General features: G+C 62.7%; 17 protein-coding genes. 11 read left to right on the top strand and 6 right to left on the bottom strand.

Annotated elements, in window-relative coordinates; translation table 11 throughout:
* Positions 1 to 49: 49 nt before the first annotated feature.
* The 3 genes from amn to J3P88_RS04280 form a co-directional block, all read right to left on the bottom strand.
* On the bottom strand, positions 50 to 1,549 hold the full coding sequence (amn, locus tag J3P88_RS04290) for an AMP nucleosidase (protein WP_186706611.1): 1,500 nt from the start codon (positions 1,547 to 1,549) through the stop codon (positions 50 to 52).
* Positions 1,550 to 2,315: 766 nt separating this feature from the next.
* Entirely contained in the window at positions 2,316 to 3,965 is a 1,650-nt protein-coding gene (locus tag J3P88_RS04285) for an acyl-CoA dehydrogenase family protein (protein WP_434574166.1), read from the bottom strand.
* Positions 3,966 to 4,035: 70 nt separating this feature from the next.
* On the bottom strand, positions 4,036 to 6,420 hold the full coding sequence (locus J3P88_RS04280; protein ID WP_434574165.1) for a 7TM diverse intracellular signaling domain-containing protein: 2,385 nt from the start codon (positions 6,418 to 6,420) through the stop codon (positions 4,036 to 4,038).
* 408 nt (positions 6,421 to 6,828) lie between these two features.
* Between J3P88_RS04280 and J3P88_RS04275 the strand changes: the two genes are divergently transcribed.
* The 4 genes from J3P88_RS04275 to J3P88_RS04260 all read left to right on the top strand — a co-directional run bounded on the left by J3P88_RS04275 (position 6,829) and on the right by J3P88_RS04260 (position 10,354).
* Complete coding sequence (locus J3P88_RS04275; protein WP_186706553.1) at positions 6,829 to 7,626, top strand: hydroxymethylpyrimidine/phosphomethylpyrimidine kinase; 798 nt, start codon at positions 6,829 to 6,831, stop codon at positions 7,624 to 7,626.
* A gap of 17 nt (positions 7,627 to 7,643) precedes the next feature.
* Positions 7,644 to 8,270, top strand: coding sequence for a thiamine phosphate synthase (gene thiE, locus J3P88_RS04270; RefSeq protein ID WP_434574162.1), 627 nt, complete (start codon positions 7,644 to 7,646; stop codon positions 8,268 to 8,270).
* 28 nt (positions 8,271 to 8,298) lie between these two features.
* Positions 8,299 to 9,582: a glutamate-1-semialdehyde 2,1-aminomutase gene (hemL, locus tag J3P88_RS04265; RefSeq protein ID WP_186706555.1), complete on the top strand. Its 1,284-nt coding sequence runs from the start codon at positions 8,299 to 8,301 to the stop codon at positions 9,580 to 9,582.
* Between the two features lie 217 nt (positions 9,583 to 9,799).
* Entirely contained in the window at positions 9,800 to 10,354 is a 555-nt protein-coding gene (locus J3P88_RS04260) for a tetratricopeptide repeat protein (RefSeq protein ID WP_053188388.1), read from the top strand.
* A 140-nt stretch (positions 10,355 to 10,494) separates the two neighbouring features.
* Here J3P88_RS04260 and J3P88_RS04255 read toward each other — a convergent pair whose 3' ends face one another.
* Complete coding sequence (locus J3P88_RS04255; protein WP_003185742.1) at positions 10,495 to 10,824, bottom strand: DUF1820 family protein; 330 nt, start codon at positions 10,822 to 10,824, stop codon at positions 10,495 to 10,497.
* Positions 10,825 to 10,957: 133 nt separating this feature from the next.
* On the opposite strand from J3P88_RS04255, the gene miaB reads away from it, so the two are divergent.
* From miaB to lnt, 5 genes are all read left to right on the top strand, one after another.
* On the top strand, positions 10,958 to 12,286 hold the full coding sequence (miaB, locus tag J3P88_RS04250; protein ID WP_434574160.1) for a tRNA (N6-isopentenyl adenosine(37)-C2)-methylthiotransferase MiaB: 1,329 nt from the start codon (positions 10,958 to 10,960) through the stop codon (positions 12,284 to 12,286).
* A 217-nt stretch (positions 12,287 to 12,503) separates the two neighbouring features.
* The gene (locus J3P88_RS04245; protein ID WP_434574158.1) at positions 12,504 to 13,514 is read left to right on the top strand and encodes a PhoH family protein; all 1,011 of its coding nucleotides are present in this window, start codon (positions 12,504 to 12,506) and stop codon (positions 13,512 to 13,514) included.
* A complete protein-coding gene (gene ybeY, locus J3P88_RS04240) occupies positions 13,507 to 13,965 on the top strand; it encodes an rRNA maturation RNase YbeY (RefSeq protein WP_186730301.1) in 459 nt (152 codons plus the stop codon). Before J3P88_RS04245 ends, ybeY begins: the two co-directional genes overlap by 8 nt.
* A gap of 40 nt (positions 13,966 to 14,005) precedes the next feature.
* Positions 14,006 to 14,845, top strand: a complete 840-nt coding sequence (locus tag J3P88_RS04235; RefSeq protein ID WP_186706560.1) for an HlyC/CorC family transporter — start codon at positions 14,006 to 14,008, stop codon at positions 14,843 to 14,845.
* Positions 14,846 to 14,872: 27 nt separating this feature from the next.
* The gene (gene lnt / locus J3P88_RS04230; RefSeq protein ID WP_434574156.1) at positions 14,873 to 16,396 is read left to right on the top strand and encodes an apolipoprotein N-acyltransferase; all 1,524 of its coding nucleotides are present in this window, start codon (positions 14,873 to 14,875) and stop codon (positions 16,394 to 16,396) included.
* Positions 16,397 to 16,538: 142 nt separating this feature from the next.
* Here lnt and J3P88_RS04225 read toward each other — a convergent pair whose 3' ends face one another.
* Together J3P88_RS04225 and J3P88_RS04220 are read right to left on the bottom strand one after the other, a co-directional pair.
* Positions 16,539 to 17,300, bottom strand: a complete 762-nt coding sequence (locus J3P88_RS04225; RefSeq protein ID WP_434574154.1) for a YdcF family protein — start codon at positions 17,298 to 17,300, stop codon at positions 16,539 to 16,541.
* Positions 17,301 to 17,403: 103 nt separating this feature from the next.
* Positions 17,404 to 17,724 carry a hypothetical protein gene (locus tag J3P88_RS04220; RefSeq protein WP_434574152.1) on the bottom strand — a complete coding sequence of 107 codons (321 nt, stop codon included), beginning with the start codon at positions 17,722 to 17,724 and terminating at the stop codon, positions 17,404 to 17,406.
* Positions 17,725 to 18,017: 293 nt separating this feature from the next.
* Between J3P88_RS04220 and leuS the strand changes: the two genes are divergently transcribed.
* Both leuS and lptE read left to right on the top strand, forming a co-directional pair.
* Positions 18,018 to 20,624 carry a leucine--tRNA ligase gene (gene leuS / locus J3P88_RS04215; RefSeq protein WP_434574150.1) on the top strand — a complete coding sequence of 869 codons (2,607 nt, stop codon included), beginning with the start codon at positions 18,018 to 18,020 and terminating at the stop codon, positions 20,622 to 20,624.
* Positions 20,625 to 20,714: 90 nt separating this feature from the next.
* Complete coding sequence (lptE, locus tag J3P88_RS04210) at positions 20,715 to 21,320, top strand: LPS assembly lipoprotein LptE (RefSeq protein WP_186706564.1); 606 nt, start codon at positions 20,715 to 20,717, stop codon at positions 21,318 to 21,320.
* The last annotated feature ends 26 nt before the right edge of the window (positions 21,321 to 21,346 follow it).

Below are 21,346 nucleotides of genomic sequence, written 5' to 3'. Positions count from 1 at the left end.
TGCTAGTGGCCCGACCGTTAAATAACCACCATCCCCCTTCAACAGGACATCAGCGGAACGGCGGCTCGTCGAAGCTGCGCAGCTTGCGTGAGTGCAACGAGTTGAGTTCGGTGCGCAGCAGGTCCAACGCCGCGATGCCGATTTTCAGGTGCTGGTTGACCGCTCGCTCATAGAACGCGTTGGCCGAGCCCGGCAATTTGATCTCGCTGTGCAACGGTTTGTCCGAGACGCACAGCAACGTGCCATAGGGCACCCGCAGGCGATAACCCTGGGCGGCGATGGTGCCGCTTTCCATGTCCACCGCCACGGCGCGGGACAGGTTGATCAGCGGCCGTTCCTGGGCCCAGCGCAATTCCCAGTTGCGGTCGTCGTAGGTCAGCACGGTGCCGGTGCGCAGGCGTTTTTTCAGCTCGTCGCCCTTCTCGCCAGTGATGTTCGCCGCGGCCTGCTGAAGCGCCATCTGCACTTCGGCCAGGGCTGGAATCGGAATATTCGGCGGCACCACCCGGTCGAGGATCCCGTCGCGGCGCATGTAGGCGTGGGCCAGCACGTAGTCGCCGATGGTCTGGGACTGCCGCAGCCCGCCGCAATGGCCGATCATCAGCCAGCAATGCGGGCGCAGCACGGCCAGGTGATCGGTGATGTTCTTGGCGTTGGACGGGCCGACACCGATGTTCACCAGCGTCACGCCATGGCCGTCGCTGGCCTGCAAGTGATAGGCCGGCATCTGGTAGCGGTGCCAGACCACGCCGGCAGCGATGGCCGACGCTTCGCTGTGCTCCATGTTCTTGTCGATGATCACGTTACCCGGCAGGACCATGCGCACGAAACGCGGGTCGCTGCGCAGTTGCTCCAGGCCATGGACGATGAACTGGTCGACGTAGCGGTGGTAGTTGGTCAGCAGGATCCACGGCTGCACATGGCGCCAGTCGCTGCCGGTGTAATGCACCAGCCGGCGCAGGGAAAAATCCACCCGCGCGGCGTCGAACAGCGCCAGGGGCAGCGGGTCGGTGTTTTCCCAATCATAGAGGCCGTCGGCGATGCCATCGGTGGCGGCCGACAGGTCGGTGCTGGGGAATACCCGCGCCAGCACGGCGGCGGTCACGCCGGAGCCGGCCAGTTCGTCGCCTTGCTCCACCACGTACGGGTACGGAATGTTCTGCTCGCTGACCCCCACTTCCACGGTGACGGTAAAGTCGTGCATCAGCGGGACCAGCTGTTCCAGCAGATATTTACGGAACGCGGCGGGATGAGTGACGGTGACGCTGTAGGTGCCGGGCAACTGGACCTTGGCATAGGCACGCGTGGTTTGCGGGACTTCACCGTGGCAGTGATAGGTCAGGCGCAGGGCGGGATAACGAAACAATGCACGCTGCTCGGCATCCGGCTCGACGCGGTCCTTGAGATACCGCATCAGAGCCTGGTTCAGCGCGGTGGTCGCACGCTCGTGCAGGGCCGCCAGACGATCCACGGCTTGTTCGGCGGTTTGAACGACAATAAACGCTTCGGTCACGATCAGCTTCCTGTGTTCTGACTTGCAGGTCTTCATCTTGCCTGCATCGCCGCCCGACGGGAACAGTGGCGTACTTAGATGTTGCGTACGACTCAGGGCCACTGTGGGAGCGAGCCTGCTCGCGAAAGCGGTGTATCCGTCACTACAGATGCTGAATGGGCCGACGTCTTCGCGAGCAGGCTCGCTCCCACAAGGTTCGGTGGCGTACTCAGATGCTGTGTACGACTCAGGTCCACTGTGGGAGCGAGCCTGCTCGCGATTGCGGTGTATCAGTCACTACAGATGCTGAATGGGCCGACGCTTTCGCGAGCAAGCCCGCTCCCACAAGGTTCGGTGGTGTACTCCGATGCTGTGTAAGACCCAGGTCCCACTGTGGGAGCGGGCTTGCTCGCGAAAGCGGTGTATCAGTCACTACAGATGCTGGATGGGCCGACGCTTTCGCGAGCAAGCCCGCTCCCACAAGGTTCGGTGGTGTACTCCGATGCTGTGTAAGACCCAGGTCCCACTGTGGGAGCGGGCTTGCTCGCGAAAGCGGTGTATCAGTCACTACAGATGCTGGATGGGCCGACGCTTTCGCGAGCCCGCTCCCACAAGGTTTGGTGGCGTACTCCGATGCTGTGTACGACTCAGGCTCGCTCCCACAAGGTTTGGTGGCGTACTCCGATGCTGTGTACGACTCAGGTCCACTGTGGGAGCGAGCCTGCTCGCGATAGCGGTGTATCAGCCACTACAGATGCTGAATGGGCCGACGCTTTCGCGAGCAGGCTCGCTCCCACAGGGGCCTGTGCCGACCTGAGTCTTCTTAAAAGCCGTGCGGGGTCGAGCGGGCGACGATGGCCTCGACATTCAAGCCCCTCGGCAAGGCACCGTACACCCGGCCGGTCGAACCCAGGCGGCTGGCGATGAACGCATCGCTGACTTCGCTATTGCCCGCTTCGAGCAACAGCTTGGCTTGCAGGCCCACGGCGATGTCTTCGGTCAATTGTCGGGCGCGGTACTGGATGTCGTCGGTGTCCTTGAATGCGGCGTGCAACTGGTCGACATGACGAGCCAGGCGTTTGTCGCCATGGCCGTCGCCCAGTTCGTTGAACAGCACCTCGAGCACGCCCGGTTCCTTGGACAGAGCCCGCAATACATCGAGGCACTGCACATTACCGGAACCCTCCCACGTCGAGTTGACCGGTGCCTCCCGGTACAGGCGCGGCAGGATGCTGTCCTCGACGTAGCCAGCGCCGCCCATGCATTCGGCGGCTTCGTTGATCATCGCGGGGGCTCGCTTGCAGATCCAGTACTTGCCCACCGCCGTCACCAGCCGGGCGAACTTGGCCTCGTGCTCATCGTTCAAGTGGTCCAGCGCCCGGCCCATGCGCAGGCTCAGGGCCAGGGCGGACTCGCTTTCCAGCGCCAGGTCCGCCAGGACGTTTTGCATCAGCGGCTGTTCGCTCAACAGCTTGCCACCGACCTTGCGGTGCGCGCAGTGATGGCTGGCCTGGGTCAGCGCCTGGCGCATCAGCGCGCTGGAACCGACCATGCAATCGAAGCGGGTCATGGCGACCATCTCGATAATCGTCGGCACGCCTCGGCCCTCCTCACCGACCATCCAGGCCAGGGCGCCACGGAACTCGACTTCGCTGGAGGCGTTGGAACAGTTGCCCAGCTTGTTCTTCAAGCGCTGGATGTAGAACTGATTGCGCGTGTCGTCGGGGCGATGGCGCGGCAGCAGGAAACAGGTCAGGCCCTTGTCGGTCTGGGCCAAGGTGAGGAAGGCGTCGCACATGGGCGCCGAACAGAACCATTTGTGGCCCACCAGTTCATAGGCCTGGCCCGGGCCGCTGGCGCCCACCGGATAGGCCTTGGTGGTGTTGGCGCGCACATCGGTGCCGCCTTGTTTTTCGGTCATCGCCATGCCCAGGGTCACCCCGGCCTTGTGGGCCATGCCGACGTTGCGCGGGTCGTATTCGGTGGCCAGCACCTTCGGCATCCAACGCTCGGCCAGGTCCGGCTGCAAGCGCAGCGCCGGCACGCTGGCAAACGTCATGGTCAGCGGGCAACCGGTGCCGGCTTCGGCCTGGCTGTGCAGATAGGTCATCGAGGCACGGGCGACATGCGCACCGGGCTGTGGCTGGGCCCAGGGCAAACTGGGCAGGCCATGTTCAATGGCGGTGCGCATCAACTGGTGATAAGCGGGATGGAATTCCACCAGGTCGATGCGATGGCCATAACGGTCATGGCTGGAGAACACCGGCTTGTTCTGGTTGGCGAGGAAGCCTGCTTCCATCAACGGCCCACCGGCCAGCGCCCCATACGCATCGATCCGCGCCTGCGCCCAGCCGGCACCAAAGCGCTGCGACCACTGTTGCAGCGGCAGGTCGATGCGGTACAGGTTGGCGCCATCCAGGGACGGCGGCTGATTGGTGACGTCGTGGGTTTCAGCGAACTGATGCAGGTTCATGACAGGGCTCCTCGATCGGCAGGGATTCAGTTAAGCACCGCCTCCAGGCCGAACAAAGTGTCATATACGCCTAAATATCGGCGCTTTCGCCCTGCCTTGGGCACAGTACCCGACGCTGGAGCGTCGCCTGCAATGCCTCGAATTTCACCGGTTTGCTCAGGTAATCGATCAACGCGCCCGACGGGCAGCACGCCTGGCCCAGGTTCGGGCTGACCACCAGCACCGGCAGCTCTTCACAGCCGGATAACGCGCGGATCTGGCAGCAAACCGACACACCGTCCAACGGCGGCAATTGGCAATCGAGCAGTACCGCATCGAAGCGCTCGCCGTGCAGCAACTCCAGCGCGGCGCGGCCGCTGTCGGCGGTGCGCACCCGATAACCCAGCTTGAGCAACATGCCGCGCATGACCAACTGATCGATGTTGTTGTCATCCGCCAGCAGCACCGTGCAATCCTGGGGCTGGCGCGAGCCCTGGCGGGCCCCGAAGGAAAACGGCGTCGGGACCGCCGCTGGCAGGGCGACGTCAAATTCCACGTCCAGCTGGAAACGGCTGCCGCGACCGGGCTCGGACGTGTGGGTCAGGCGTCCGCCCAGCAGTTCCACCAATTGCCGACAGATCGCCAGGCCAACGCCGAGACCGCCGTATTCCCGGGTCATCGAGCCGTCGAGCTGGAAGAAGCGCTGGTACAAGGTCGCTTCCCCCAGGTCGGTAAAACCGATCCCGGTGTCGATGACGGCGAAAGACAACACCACCCGACCAAACTCCGTCGGCCGGCCGCTGACACGCAGGGCCAGGCCGCCCACCCGGGTGAACTTGATGGCGTTGTCCAGCAGGCATTCCAGGCTTTGGGCCAGTTTGCCGCTGTCGCCGAGCAAGCGGTCCGCCAGGCCCGGGGCTACGTCGACCTTGAAATCCAGGCCCTTGGCCGCGGCATTGGCGCCGAACTGCACCTGCAGCGCATCGACCACCCCGCGCAGGCTGAACGGCGCCGGATAGACCCTGAGCTTGCCGGCCTGCAACTCGGTGAGGGTGAGCATGCCGTTGACCATGCGCATCATGTCCCGCGCCGAACCGGCGGCGGTCTGTTGATACTGGGTCAGTTCCTCGTCCATCTCGACGGTTTCCATCAACTCCAGGGAGCCGATCACGCCATTCATCGGCGTGCGCAGTTCGTGGGTCAAGGTGGCGAGGAATTCATCCTTGAGCTTGTTGCCGTGGGCCAGTTGCTGGTTGAGCACTTCGAGTTTCTGCCCGGCGTCCAACAGGGTCTGGGCCTGCTGTTCGCGCATGGCATTGATGCGGTCGGCCAAGGCCAGGGACAACAGCGCCACTTCGATGGCCGAGCCGATCTGGCTGGCGTACATGGTCAGGAAGACGTTCGGCAGGTAACCCAGCACCATCAAGGTATTGATGATGCCTCCCAGCAGAAACGCCGACCAGGCAATGATGAAATAACGCGCCACCCGCAGGCCACGCCACCAGGCGAACAGCCCGGCGGCGAAGATCGCCACCGTGAACACCAGCGCCAACGCCGTGGCCAGGCGCAGCGCCAGGGCATAGCTGGTCATCAGCGACAGGCCGACCACCACGGCGCTGTAGGCGATCAATGCGAGCAGCAAGCGATCCATCCAGCGGCCATGCTGGGCGGTTTGCAGGAAGCTGCGGGCAAACTGGCTGCCGAACAGCCCCGCGCAACCGATGAAGAACGGTGTCGCGGCGTTGGCCCACCAGGGGTTGTCCGGCCAGAAGTATTCGACGGCGGCGCCGTTGACCGACAACTGGTACAGGCCGAACGAGGCGATATAGAAGATGTAATAGAGGTAGCTGGTATCGCGCACGCTCAGGTAGATGAACAGGTTGTACACCAGCATCCCCAGCAGCACGCCATAGATGATGCCCAGCACATACAAGCGCACCGGCTGTTGCTCGAGGTACGCGGTGCTCGACCACAGCGTCAACGGCGCCTGGATCGAACCCTGGCTTTGCAGGCGCAGGTAGACGGTCTGCCGCTGCTCGGGCTTGAACGCCAGGCTGAACAAGTAATTGTTCTGGCGGATTTCGCGATTGGCGAATGGCAACGCGTCACCGGTCTGGCGAACCAGGCGATAAGCTCCCGCCGCGTCGGGCAGGTACAAATCGAGGTGGTCCAGCGGCGGGTACGCCAGTTCCAGCAGCCAGGTGCGCTGGGCGTCCGGATTGGCGGGGCGATAGTGCAGGTCGATTTTCAGCCAGAAGGCTGACCGGGAGTAACCGGCGTTCAGCGTGGTTTTATCGTGGGGTTTGAAAGCACCCGCCGCGGATTGGGCCAGGACCTCGTCAATAGTGGCCGTGCCGGCCGCGTCTTCGAACACTTGCAGGGCATGGCCCAAGGGCAGGCTTTGGGTGAATTCATCGAATTCGAGGGCACTTGCCAGCGAGGGCAAGCACAGCAGCAACATCAGCAAATAGCGCATTTAAGCCCCAGTGTGGCCTGTCCGGTTGAGTCAGGAAGCCCCCCATTCCCTGAGTAGACGTAAAACCGGCATTACCTGTTATGTGTTGGATCCATCTCTAGCATAGCCGTTGATGGCCAATTTGCACCATTGAAATTTTTCCGACAGAGGGCTCTAGAACGGGCGTTTCAGAGCAAAGCATTGAGATAGAGCTGTTGCATTGGTCAGGTCGATAACTGACGGATCAATGTGGCGAGGGAGCTTGCTCCCGCTGGGCTGCGAAGCGGCCCCGGTTTTTGGGAGCGCTGCGCACTGGAGCGCCAGCCCGGTCCAGCGGGAGCAAGCTCCCTCGCCACAAAAGCACACACAGCACAAAACCCTCGGAGTCCTACCACCGATAAAACAGGTTTGGTGGTAAGCTCGCGCACCATGAATATCTACAGCTCTCGCCCCGTTGTCCTCTGTCTCTCCGGCCATGATCCCAGTGGTGGCGCCGGCTTGCAGGCAGATATCGAAGCCCTGCTCGCCCAGGGTTGTCACGCCGCCCCGGCCGTTACCGCATTGACCGTGCAAGACACCGTCAACGTCAGCGATTTCCGTGTGCTCGACCGTGAGTGGGTGCTGGCGCAAGCCAATGCCGTGCTCAACGATGCCCAAGTGGCAGCAGTCAAGCTGGGAATGCTCGGCTCACTGGAAATGGTCGACACGGTGGTCGAACTGCTCCAGGCGCACCCGCACCTGCCGATGGTCTGCGACCCGGTGCTGCGCGCCGGCGGTGGTGGGCGCCTGGGCAAGGATGAGGTCGGCTACGCCATGCGCGAACGCCTGTTGCCCCTGGCGATCATCGCCACCCCCAACCTGCCTGAAGCACGCATCCTCGCCGAACTGCCCGACGGCAGCGCCGACGAGTGCGCGGAAAAACTGCTGCCCTTCGTCAAACACCTGTTGATCACCGGTGGCCACGGCGACGAACATGAAGTCCATAATCGCCTGTACAGCCGCGATGGCCGCCGCGAAACCTTTACCTGCCAGCGCTTGCCTGGCAGCTACCACGGTTCCGGCTGCACCCTGGCCAGCGCCCTCGCCGGTCGGCTGGCCCAGGGCGAACAGCTCGCCAGCGCCGTCAAGACAGCGCTGGACTACACCTGGCGCACCTTGCGCGATGCCGAACAACTGGGCAAAGGCCAGTTCGTCCCGCGTCGCCTGCCGCTGGATTTCTGCTCGTAGCACCGGAGGCCTGTGGAATGAAATTACGTGGCCTTTACGCCATCACCGATAGCCAATTGCTGGCCGGCAAGTTCCTTGCTTATGTAGAAGCGGCGCTGGAAGGTGGCGTGACCCTGCTGCAATACCGCGACAAAAGCAGCGACGAGGCCCGCCGCCTGCGGGAAGCCGAAGCCCTGCGCAACCTGTGCGAACGCTACAAGACCCAGTTGATCATCAACGACGACGCCGAGCTGGCCGCACGCCTGGACGTCGGCGTGCACCTGGGGCAGACCGACGGCCCGTTGGCGCCGGTACGGGCATTGCTCGGGCACAAGGCAATCGTCGGCGCCACCTGCCACGCCAGCCTGGCACTGGCCGAACAGGCCGCCAGCGAAGGCGCCACCTATGTCGCGTTCGGGCGCTTCTTCAACTCCAACACCAAGCCCGGCGCCCCCAGCGCAAACCTTGAACTGCTCGAACAGGCGCACCTCAAACTGCATATCCCGGTCTGCGCCATTGGCGGCATCACCTTGGAGAACGCCGCCCCGCTGGTGGCCCACGGGGTCGACCTGCTGGCGGTGGTCCACGGCCTGTTCGGCGCCGACAGCACCACTGAAGTGACGCGCCGTGCCCGCGCCTTCAACGCGCTGCTGCAGATCAAATAGTCCATTTTTCGTTTTCGAGAGCCCAACCATGTCCCGTTCCGAAACCCTGTTTGCCAATGCCCAGAAACACATCCCCGGCGGCGTGAACTCGCCTGTTCGTGCGTTCAAGAGCGTCGGCGGCACCCCGCTGTTCTTCAAGCACGCCGAAGGCGCGTACGTCACCGACGAAGACGACAAGCGCTATGTCGACTACGTCGGCTCCTGGGGCCCGATGATCCTCGGCCACAGCCATCCGGACGTGCTGGATGCGGTGCGCAAGCAATTGGTCCACGGCCTGTCCTACGGCGCCCCGACCGCGATGGAAACCGAGATGGCCGACCTGGTCTGCTCGATCGTGCCGTCGATGGAAATGGTGCGCATGGTCAGCTCCGGCACCGAGGCGACCATGAGCGCAATCCGCCTGGCGCGGGGCTACACCGGTCGCGACAGCATCATTAAGTTCGAAGGCTGCTACCACGGCCACTCCGACAGCTTGCTGGTCAAGGCCGGCTCCGGCGCACTGACCCAAGGCGTGCCGAGTTCGGCCGGCGTACCCGCAGCCTTCGCCAAGCACACCCTGACCCTGCCGTTCAACGACCTCGAAGAAGTCGAGAAGATGCTCGGCGAAGTCGGCCAGGAAGTGGCGTGCATCATCGTCGAGCCGGTGGCCGGCAACATGAACTGCGTACCACCGGCGCCGGGTTTCCTCGAAGGCCTGCGCAGCCTGTGCGACCAGCATGGCGTGGTGTTGATCTTCGACGAAGTGATGACTGGCTTTCGCGTGGCCCTCGGCGGCGCCCAGGCCCATTACGGCGTCACGCCGGACCTGAGCACCTTTGGCAAGATCATCGGCGGCGGCATGCCGGTGGGCTGCTTCGGCGGCAAACGCAAGATCATGGAGTGCATCGCCCCGCTGGGCCCGGTTTACCAGGCGGGTACGCTGTCGGGCAACCCGTTGGCCATGGCCGCCGGCCTGACCACGCTACGCCTGATCAGTCGCCCGGGCTTCCACGCCGAACTGACCGACTACACCACCCGCCTGCTCGACGGCTTGCAGATCCGCGCCGATGCGGCCGGCATCCCCTTCGTGACCACCCAGGCCGGCGGCATGTTCGGCCTGTATTTCAGCGGCGCCGATGACATCGTCACTTTCGAAGACGTCATGGCCAGCGATGCCGATCGGTTCAAGCGTTTCTTCCACCTGATGCTCGACGGCGGCGTGTACCTGGCCCCGAGTGCGTTCGAAGCCGGCTTCACCTCCATCGCCCATGGCGAGACCGAGCTGAAGATCACCCTCGACGCGGCCGAACGGGCCTTCGCGGCACTGAAGTAAGCCTGTGGATAACTGACGCTGGCTGACGCCGGCGTCAGTGATTGCTGACAACCCCCCGCCCTTTTCCTACGTATTTATGCCCGAAGCTGCTATTAGCATTCCCTCGCAGCAGAAAAACGAGTAAAGACTTTGTAAGGATGGCCCCGCTTATTTCATAATGCGCGCTTATTGGATCCCCCGGAGGGTCCGCGCGCCCCTCAGAGGTAAGTCGATTCCCATGAACCGCACCGGCCGCACCCTTGCCTTGGGCTGCCTGTTGCTCCTTCAGCCGCTGCTGGCGAATGCACAGGCAGGCGGCAACTCGTTGTTGATCCCGGCGCTGGGCCGTTGCACGCTCAACACCCAGCCACAAGATCTCGCACCGGCACTCGACGCCTGTCAAAAAGCGGCGGACGCAGGTGATGCACAAGCGCAATACGAGTTGGGCGAGTTCTACTACGAAGGCAAGGCTGCACCCCGCGACCTCAAGCAAGCCCTCAACTACTTCGAAAAAGCCTCGCTGCAAGGCCATGCCCAGGCGCAATTCAAGCTCGGCGGCATGTTCTTCCATGGCGAAGGCGTGCCGGCCAACAACGTCCAGGCCTACATCGTGCTGAAGATGGCCGCGGTCAACGGCGCCGAAGAAGCCCTGGACACCGCCGACGAAGTCGCCGAGCAGATGCCTCGCGATGAATTGGAAGTGGCGACCCAGGTGCTGGGCCAGATCTTTCGCAAATACCTGATGGAATTGCAGAACGCCGATGGGCGTACGCCTTTTTCGCCGTTGCCCTGATTTTTGCTTTGCCCTTGCCTGCCCCTTCGCGAGCAAGCCCGCTCCCACATAGATCTCCGGTGTTCACAAATAATGTGTTCGCAGACAATCCAGTGTGGGAGCGGGCTTGCTCGCGAATGAGGGCAACTCGGTTTTAAGTCTTACTTCTCAGGCATCGGCATCGGAAACGGCATCACATTGCCGACCGCGCCGCGGGCTTCGCTGATTTTCGGGGTGCCCAAGCGTTCGACTTCGTCGATGCGCACGATCGAGTGCATCGGCACGAAGCTGCGCACCACGCCTTCGAACTGCGCCTTGAGCTTTTCTTCGCTCGGATCGACGACCACTTGCGTGCGCTCGCCAAAGACGAATTCTTCCACTTCCAGGAAACCCCACAGATCACTTTGATAGATCTGCTTGGCGTACATTTCGAACACCTGGCCCTGGTTGAGGAAAATCACCTTGTAGATTGGAGCTTCACGTTTGGTCATGGCTGGCGAAACACATCGGCGGGTAAAAATGAGGGCGCGAACTATAGCATAGCCACTGCTCGCACAGCGGTGGGAACCCAGGGACTTGTTCTCTATAATGCGCGGTTCTTTGAATCACGTGATGATCCCGTCCATGGCCAAGAAGCTTTACATCGAAACCCACGGTTGCCAGATGAACGAGTACGACAGCTCGCGCATGGTCGATCTGCTGGGTGAACACCAGGCCCTGGAAGTCACCGCCCGCGCTGAAGACGCGGACGTGATCCTGCTCAACACCTGCTCGATCCGCGAACGCGCCCAAGACCGGGTGTACTCCCAGCTCGGCCGCTGGCGCGAACTGAAGCTGGCCAACCCGGAGATGGTCATCGCCGTGGGCGGTTGCGTGGCCAGCCAGGAAGGCGCCGCCATTCGTGATCGCGCGCCCTACGTGGACGTGGTCTTCGGCCCGCAGACCTTGCACCGCCTGCCGGAGATGATCGACGCCGCGCGCAGCACCAAGCTGCCGCAAGTGGACGTCTCGTTCCCGGAAATCGAAAAATTCGACCACCTGCCCGAACCGCGCATCGACGGCCCAAGTGCCTACGTGTCGGTGATGGAAGGTTGCAGCAAGTACTGCACGTTCTGCGTGGTCCCTTACACCCGCGGCGAAGAAGTCAGCCGACCGTTCGACGACGTGATCGCCGAAATCATCCACCTGGCGGAACACGGCGTACGCGAAGTGACCCTGCTGGGGCAGAACGTCAACGGCTATCGCGGCCTGACCCATGACGGGCGCCTGGCGGACCTCGCCGAACTGATCCGCGTCGTGGCGGCAGTGGATGGCATCGACCGCATCCGCTACACCACGTCTCATCCGCTGGAGTTCTCCGACAGCCTGATCCAGGCCCACGCCGAAGTCCCCGAACTGGTCAAGCACCTGCACCTGCCGGTGCAATCGGGCTCCGACCGGATCCTTGCGGCCATGAAACGCAACCACACGGCGCTGGAATACAAATCCAAGCTGCGCAAGTTGCGTGCGGCAGTGCCGGGGATCTGTATCAGTTCGGACTTTATCGTCGGTTTCCCAGGCGAAACCGAGAAAGACTTCCAGCAGACCATGAAGCTGATCGAAGACGTGGGCTTCGACTTCTCCTATTCCTTCGTCTATAGCCAGCGTCCTGGCACCCCGGCGGCCGACTTGGCGGACGAAACCCCGGAAGAACTGAAAAAAGAACGGCTCAACGCCTTGCAACACCGCCTCAACCAGCAGGGCTTCGAGATCAGCCGACAGATGGTCGGTTCCGTCCAGCGGATTCTGGTGACCGATTATTCGAAAAAAGACCCGGGCGAGCTGCAAGGACGCACCGAAAACAACCGCATCGTCAACTTCCGCTGCGACACCCCGGCCCTGATCGGCCAGTTCGCCGACGTGCACATCGACGCCGCGCAACCGCACTCGCTGCGGGGTTCGCTCATTCAGTGAGCACTTATTCCCCTGTGGGAGCGGGCTTGCTCGCGAAAGCGGTAGATCAGACAACACATGCGCTGAATGTAAGACCGCCTTCGCGAGCAAGCCCGCTCCCACAAAAGACCGCGCCGGTCGCCGGAACCAGATTCGCCTGTTTAAGAGCTTTCGCACCCAGCCTACTGGCGTTATCCTTGATTTCACCTTAATTGCCCCTGGGCGGCTAAAAACGACCTTGAACGCACCCATCGAACCACATCGCTTTATTCTCGAGCCCTTTGAGGCTCGCCGCTTCGCCAATCTGTGCGGGCAATTCGACGAGCATCTGCGCTTGATCGAACAGCGCCTGGCCATCGAGATCCGCAACCGCGGAAACCAGTTCGAACTGATCGGCGAACCCAAGCACACCACCTCCGCGGAAAACCTGCTGCGCCGTCTCTACCGGGAAACCAAGGGGAGCGAGCTGTCGCCGGACACGGTCCACCTGTTCCTCCAGGAGTCGGCTGTCGAAGAACTCGACAACCCCGCCCCGTCGGAACCTGCCGTGGCCCTGCGCACGAAAAAAGGCATGATTCGCCCGCGCGGCTTGAATCAGCAGCGCTACGTGAAGGAAATCCTCGGCAACGACATCAACTTCGGCATCGGCCCGGCCGGTACCGGCAAGACCTACCTGGCCGTGGCCTGCGCCGTCGATGCGCTGGAACGCGAACAGGTGCGGCGTATCCTGCTGGTGCGACCGGCGGTCGAAGCGGGTGAAAAACTCGGCTTCCTGCCCGGCGACCTGGCCCAGAAGATCGACCCGTACCTGCGCCCGCTCTATGACGCGCTGTATGAAATGCTCGGCTTCGAATACGTCGCCAAGCTGATCGAGCGCCAGGTCATCGAGGTCGCGCCGCTGGCCTACATGCGTGGTCGGACCCTGAACAACAGCTTCATCATCCTCGACGAAAGCCAGAACACCACGGTCGAGCAGATGAAAATGTTCCTGACCCGGATCGGCTTCGGCTCCACCGCAGTCATCACCGGGGACATCACCCAGGTCGACTTGCCCAAGGGCACCAAGTCCGGGCTGAACCATGTGATCCAGGTCCTCAAGGACGTGCCGGGCATCAGCTTCACGCATTTCATGCCCAAGGACGTCGTGCGCCACCCGTTGGTGCAGCGCATTGTCGAAGCCTACGAGCGTTTCGAGCATCGCGCCGAGGAAGAGTTGGCCGAAAGCAAAGGCAATGGCCGCAATGCTTGAACTCGACCTGCAAGTGGCCTGTGAACACGCCGCCCCCAGCGAAGCCCAGTTCCGCCAATGGTGCGAACTGGCCCTGCGCCAGCGCAGCGCCGATTCCGAGCTGACGATCCGCCTGGTGGACGAAGCCGAGGGCCGTGAACTGAACCACACCTGGCGACAAAAAGACTACGCCACCAACGTGCTGTCGTTCCCCGCCGATGTTCCCGACGAACTGCTCGACATCCCGCTGCTGGGCGATCTGGTGATCTGCGTCCCGGTGGTGGAACGTGAAGCGGCGGAACAAGACAAGACATCCGAGGCCCATTGGGCCCATCTGGTGATTCACGGCTGCTTGCATCTATTGGGTTACGACCATATAGAAGATGACGAAGCCGAAGAAATGGAAGCGCTGGAACGAACGTTGCTTGCAGAGCTGGGTCATCCCGACCCCTACGCCGGCGACGAACACTGATACATCAACCTGTAACGACAAAGGATTCAGAGTAATCGCTATGAGCGAAGATCGATCGACCAACGGGCAGAAGTCATGGCTGGGCAAGCTCACCCAGGCTTTTGCCCATGAGCCGAAAAACCGCCAGGAGCTGCTGGAGCTGCTGCGCGATGCACACCAGAACAAACTGCTGGACAGCGAAGCGCTGGCCATCGTCGAAGGCGCCATCCAGGTCGCTGACCTGCAAGTGCGGGACATCATGGTCCCGCGCTCGCAGATGGTCAGCATCAAGGCGACCCAGACCCCGCGTGAATTCCTGCCCGCCGTGGTCGACTCCGCTCACTCGCGCTACCCAGTCGTCGGCGAGAGCCATGACGATGTCATGGGCGTGCTGCTGGCCAAGGACCTGCTGCCGCTGATCCTCCAGGAGAACGGCGACAGCTTCAACATCAAGGACCTGCTGCGCCCGGCCACCTTCGTGCCCGAGTCCAAGCGCCTGAACGTGCTGCTGCGTGAATTCCGCGCCAACCACAACCACATGGCCATCGTCATCGACGAGTACGGCGGCGTGGCTGGCCTGGTCACCATCGAAGACGTGCTCGAGCAGATCGTCGGCGACATCGAGGACGAGCACGACGTCGAGGAAGACAGCTACATCAAGCCACTGCCCAGCGGCGACTTCCTGATCAAGGCCCTGACGCCAATCGAGAACTTCAATGAATTCTTCGACAGCCAGTTCTCCGACGATGAGTTCGACACCGTCGGCGGCCTGGTGATGAGTGCTTTCGGGCACCTGCCCAAGCGCAACGAAACCACGGAAATCGGCTCCTGGCGCTTCCGTATCCTGAATGCCGACAGCCGTCGGATTCACTTGCTGCGCCTGTCACCCATTGGCCGATAACCCCTGCGAGACCCGCTAAGGACACACATGCGCTGGACAACCCGCCCCGGCTGGCCCGGTAACTTGCTGGCCGTGGCGGCCGGTGCGATCACCACCCTGGCCTTGGCGCCGTTCGATATCTGGCCGCTGGCATTGCTGGCGGTCGGTTTGTTCTACGCCGGGCTGCGCGAGCTTTCGCCGCGCCAGGCCTTGGGCCGTGGCTGGTGTTTCGGTTTCGGTTTGTTTGGCGCCGGCACCAGTTGGATCTACGTCAGCATCCACAACTTCGGTGGCGCCTCGGTGCTGCTCGCCGGGTTCTTGATGCTGCTGTTCATCGCCGCCATCGCCTGGTTCTTCGCCCTGCCCGCCTGGTTGTGGGCGCGCTGGTTGCGCCGCAACGAGGCGCCACTGGCCGATGCCCTGGCATTCGCCGCGCTGTGGCTGGGCCAGGAAGCGTTTCGTGGCTGGTTTCTCACCGGGTTCCCGTGGCTGTATTCCGGCTATAGCCAGCTCGACGGCCCCCTGGCCGGCCTCGCGCCATTGGGCGGGATGTGGCTGATCTCCTTCACCCTCGCCCTGACCGCCGCGCTGCTGTACAACGCGCCCCGATTGCTCCGCGGCGCCCGCAAAGGCTTTATTGCCGCGGGCGTGTTGCTGCTGATCGGCCCATGGGTGGCCGGCATGGCGCTCAAGGGCCACGCCTGGACCAGCCCCTCGGGCAACCCGCTGAGTGTCGCGGCGATCCAGGGCAACATCGAACAAAGCATGAAGTGGGACCCCGACCAGCTCAACGCGCAGCTGGCGCTGTACCGCGACATGAGCTTCGCCTCCAAGCGCGTCGACCTGCTGATCTGGCCGGAAACCGCGGTGCCGGTGCTCAAGGAATCCGCCCAAGGCTACCTGGACATGATGGGCAACTTCGCCGCCGAACGGCAGTCGGCGTTGATTACCGGCGTGCCGATCCGGCAACTGGTGCGCCACGAAAAGCGTTACTACAACGGCATCACCGTGACCGGCGAAGGTGACGGTACTTATTTGAAGCAAAAGCTCGTGCCGTTCGGCGAATACGTGCCCCTGCAGGACATCCTGCGGGGCCTGATCGCCTTCTTCGACCTGCCCATGTCGGACTTCGCCCGGGGCCCGGCCGACCAGCCGTTGCTGCAAGCCAAGGGTTACCAGATCGCGCCGTTCATCTGCTATGAAGTGGTCTACCCGGAGTTCGCCGCCAGCCTGTCGGCGCGCAGCGACCTGCTGCTGACCATCAGCAACGACACCTGGTTCGGCACCTCGATCGGCCCGTTGCAACACCTGCAAATGGCCCAGATGCGCGCCCTGGAGGCCGGCCGCTGGATGATCCGCGCCACCAACAACGGCGTGACCGGCCTGATCAACCCCTTTGGCCAGATCACCGCACAGATCCCGCAATTCGAGCGCGGCATCCTGTATGGCGAAGTAGTGCCGATGCACGGCTTGACCCCGTACCTGCAATGGCGCTCGTGGCCGCTGATCGTTTTGTGCGTGTTGTTGCTGGGCTGGGCGCTGATGGCGAGCCGGATGGCCAGGACGGTTTAACTCGTTCCCCCCATGTGAATGAAAAACCCTGTGGCGAGGGAGCTTGCTCCCGCTGGCCTGCGCAGCAGGCCCTTTTTTTGGGGCCGCTTCGCGACCCAGCGGGAGCAAGCTCCCTCGCCACAATAGCGTTCATTTCAATTATTCAGCGATAAAACAACCAATACCCCACCAGCCCCACCGCCTCGTTCATCAGTTGCCCGGACTGCCAGATCGCCTTGAACTCCGGCATCCAGCCACCCAGTGGCCGGGCGTTGTCCTGGCCCAGGAAACCCACAGGTGCCGGCACCACTTCAAATCCCGAGCGTTCGAAACTCCAGGCCGCCCGCGGCATGTGCCAGGCCTGGGTGACCACCACCACTCGCTTGATGCCGGCGGGCAGCAGGATTTCGGCGCTCATCTGGGCGTTTTCCCAGGTCGTGCGGCTGCGCTCTTCCTGCCAGCGCACGGTCACGCCGAAATCATCGCGCATCGAGTCAGCCATCAGCCTGGCCTCGCTGGGCGGGGTGCCGTAGTGCAAGCCCCCGGTTGTCAGCACGGGCAAGCCCGAAGCCTTGGCCAGCCGCGCCGCATAACGCTGACGCTCAAGCCCCACACCGGTGGGCTGGTCGGCTCCCCAGGCCGGGTCACCGCGCTCGCGACCGGAGCCCAGCACCACGATGACGTCGGCACGCTGGGCCAGGGTCGCCCAGTCACTGCGCAGCAGCGGTGGATCACGCTCCAAGGCCTTGGCGCTCCACTGCACCGCCACCGGCAGGCTCATCAGCCAGAAGCCGCCCAAGCCCGCGACGAAACACAGGCGGGCCAGGCGCGGTCGTGAATGGCGCCACCACCAGGCAAGCGCCAACAGCAGCAAAAGAATGCCGGGGGGCAATAAAAGTTGTTTGATGAAATAGCGAAACGGCATCGGGCATCTCCATAGATGCCCGAAGCCTAGGTGGGTTGACGCAAAGCGACAACAGATTCGAAAAAACCTTGAATCAAAAAAAGCGACACGCGTGAATCCGGCGTTACTTGAACTGCAGTGACCGGACCTTTACAGCATCCTTGTCAGGCGTCCGGTCCTTGAGCCACACGACTTTGGCCGAACGGGGCGCATCGAGACGCTTGTTTGCCTGGGCCCCCATCGCAGGGGCCTGGTGCCCGACCTGCTCAAGGTAGGCCTTGACCAGTTCGAACTCTGCGGGGCTCAAGCCACGCAGTTCCAGCTCTGCCGGGCGCTCATCACGCAAGCGACCGGCGGTTCTTGCAGCGTCCAGGGCCACCCCGAGACGATCGATCAATTTTTCATACAACTCAGGTGTAGCGACTTTTCGTTGTGATTCAACCATCCCTCACCTCATTGAAGATAAGACTCACTCCCCATTGAGAAGCTTAGCTTCGCTGGGCAAACCGGCAGGGCGCCGCGACCAACGGCCCTGAACACGGGTCATCGCCTGGGGTCGTCGATGGTCGACACGCAATCTAAGGTTTCCCTCGGTAGAGCGCGGTCATGTATGCTACGGCGCTTCCTGTAACTCCACTTCCAGCTTGGCTGGGCATCGAAAACGCCACATTCGGCGTCGTCTGCGCCCAGCATCGCCACGAAGAGGATTGGGCCACCCCATTCAGTACAAAAGTAGCCATGCACGAACACTACCAGCCCCGTGAAATCGAAGCCGCCGCCCAGTCGTTCTGGGACGAGAAAAAGTCCTTTGAAGTCAGTGAACAGCCAGGCAAGGAGACTTACTACTGCCTGTCGATGTTCCCTTACCCCAGCGGCAAGCTACACATGGGGCACGTGCGCAACTACACCATCGGCGACGTGATCTCCCGCTACCAGCGCATGCAAGGCAAGAACGTCCTGCAACCCATGGGTTGGGACGCCTTCGGCATGCCGGCGGAAAACGCCGCGATGAAGAACAACGTGGCGCCCGCCAAGTGGACCTACGAAAACATCGCCTACATGAAATCCCAGCTGCGCAGCCTGGGCCTGGCGGTGGACTGGTCCCGCGAAGTGACCACCTGCAAGCCCGACTACTACCGCTGGGAACAATGGCTGTTCACCCGCCTGTTCGAAAAAGGCGTGATCTACCGCAAGAACGGCACCGTGAACTGGGACCCGGTGGACCAGACCGTACTGGCCAACGAGCAAGTGATCGACGGGCGCGGCTGGCGCTCCGGCGCGCTGATCGAAAAGCGCGAGATCCCGATGTACTACTTCAAGATCACCGCCTATGCGGATGAACTCCTGGAGAGCCTCGACGAGCTGACCGGCTGGCCCGAGCAGGTCAAGACCATGCAGCGCAACTGGATCGGCAAGTCCCGGGGCATGGAAGTACAGTTCCCGTACGACGTCGCCTCCATCGGCGAAGCCGGCATCCTGAAAGTCTTCACCACCCGCCCCGACACGCTGATGGGCGCCACCTATGTGGCCGTGGCCGCCGAGCATCCGCTGGCGACCCTGGCCGCCCGCAACAACCCTGAGCTGCAGGCGTTCATCGCCGAATGCAAAGGCGGCAGCGTCGCCGAAGCCGACGTCGCCACCCAGGAGAAGAAAGGCCTACCGACGTCGCTGTTCGTCGAGCACCCGCTCACCGGTGAGAAGCTGCCGGTGTGGGTCGCCAACTACGTGCTGATGCACTACGGCGACGGCGCGGTCATGGCCGTGCCGGCCCACGACGAGCGTGATTTCGAATTCGCCCACAAGTACAACCTGCCGGTCAAGGCGGTGGTGCGCACCAGCGCCGGCGACCAGACCCCGGCACCTTGGCAGGACGCCTACGGCGAACACGGCGAGCTGATCAACTCCGGCGAGTTCAACGGCCTGGATTTCGCCGGTGCGTTCGACGCCATCGAAGTCGCCCTGATCAAGAAGAACCTCGGTGCCTCGCGCACCCAGTTCCGCCTGCGTGACTGGGGCATCAGCCGCCAGCGCTACTGGGGCTGCCCGATCCCGATCGTGCATTGCGACACCTGCGGTGACGTACCGGTGCCGGAAGACCAGTTGCCTGTGGTCCTGCCGGAAGACGTCGTACCCGACGGCGCCGGCTCGCCCCTGGCACGCATGCCTGAGTTCTATGAGTGCAGCTGCCCGAAATGCGGCGCGCCAGCCAAGCGCGAAACCGACACCATGGACACCTTCGTCGAGTCCTCCTGGTACTACGCCCGCTACGCCTCGCCGCACTATGAAGGTGGCTTGGTGGAAAAATCCGCGGCTGACCATTGGCTGCCAGTGGACCAGTACATCGGCGGCATCGAACACGCCATTCTCCACCTGCTCTATGCGCGCTTCTTCCACAAGCTGATGCGCGACGAAGGCCTGGTGAGCTCCAACGAGCCGTTCAAGAACCTGCTGACCCAAGGCATGGTGATCGCCGAGACTTACTATCGTCGCGAAGCCAACGGTGCCTACACCTGGTTCAACCCGAGCGACGTCGAACTCGAACGCGACAGCAAGGCCAAGGTCATCAGCGCCAAGCTGATCGCCGACGGCCTGCCGGTGGAAATCGGCGGCACCGAGAAGATGGCCAAGTCGAAGAACAACGGCGTCGACCCACAGTCGATGATCGACCAGTTCGGCGCGGACACCTGCCGCCTGTTCATGATGTTCGCCTCGCCACCTGACATGAGCGCCGAATGGTCCGACTCCGGCGTCGAAGGCTCGCACCGCTTCCTCAAGCGCGTCTGGCGCCTGGCCCAAGCCCATGTCACCCAGGGCCTGCCGGGCAAACTGGACGTCGCCGGCCTGAACGACGAGCAGAAAGCCGTTCGCCGCTCGATCCACCTGGCCATCAAGCAGGCCAGCCATGACGTCGGCCAGAACCACAAGTTCAACACCGCCATCGCCCAGGTGATGACGCTGATGAACGTGCTGGAAAAAGCCGCCCAAGGCACCGAGCAGGATCGCGCATTGATTCACGAAGGCCTGGAAGCCGTGACGCTGCTGCTGGCGCCGATCACGCCGCACATCAGCCACGAGCTGTGGAATCAACTGGGTCACGCCGACCCGGTGATCGATGCACGCTGGCCGCTGGTGGACGAAACCGCGCTGGTGCAGGACAGCCTGACCCTGGTCATCCAGGTCAACGGCAAGTTGCGCGGCCAGATCGAAATGCCGGCCGCCGCCACTCGCGAAGAAGTCGAAGCCGCTGCACGGGCCAACGAAAACGTGCTGCGCTTCGTCGATGGCCTGACGATTCGCAAAGTGATCGTCGTGCCCGGCAAGCTGGTCAACATCGTCGCAAGCTAATTGGATCGGGCGCCAGGCTTGAGCCTGGCGCCGAATACAACCTGCGGGGTCGCCTGGTCGACCCCCATAGGGTTCAAGGGGAGCAACAAGATGATCAAACGTAATCTGCTGGTAGTGGGCCTGGCGGTCCTGTTGAGCGCCTGCGGCTTCCAACTGCGCGGCACCGGCACCACCGAGCTGGCGATCAACGAACTGGACCTCAGCGCACGGGACGCCTATGGCGAAACCGTCAAGATGCTGCGCGACAACCTGGAAAACAGCGGCGTGAAAGTCTACGGCGGAGCGCCGTACAAGCTGGTATTGACCCGTGAACAGCAAAGCCAGCGCAGCCTGAGCTATGCCGGCGCCGGTCGTTCGGCCGAATACGAACTGAACAACGTGCTGAGCTATGAAATCCGCGGCCAGAACGATCTGGTGCTGCTGGACGACAAGCTGGAGGTACAGAAGGTCTACCTGCACGACGGCAACAACATCACCGGTTCCGACCAGGAGTCGAGCGAAGTGCGCGACGAAATGCGTCGTGACCTCGTGCAACGCATGATGCTGCGTCTGCAACAGCTGAGCCCGGCCCAACTGGACCAACTGCAACAGACCGCCGACGCCAAGGCCAAGGCCGAAGCCGAAGCGCTGGAAGCGGCACGCAAGGCTGAAGCGGAAACCCCGCAGCAGTCGCCAATGCAGATCCCGGCTGAATAAGCCTTGCGGGGCGCTCCGGCGCCCCG

Origin of the sequence: Pseudomonas sp. Z3-6, assembly GCF_051131985.1 — a bacterium.
Lineage (GTDB): Bacteria > Pseudomonadota > Gammaproteobacteria > Pseudomonadales > Pseudomonadaceae > Aquipseudomonas > Aquipseudomonas zanjanensis.
Note: the sequence above shows the minus strand (reverse complement) of the source record. Positions and strands in the feature narration are given on the sequence as shown.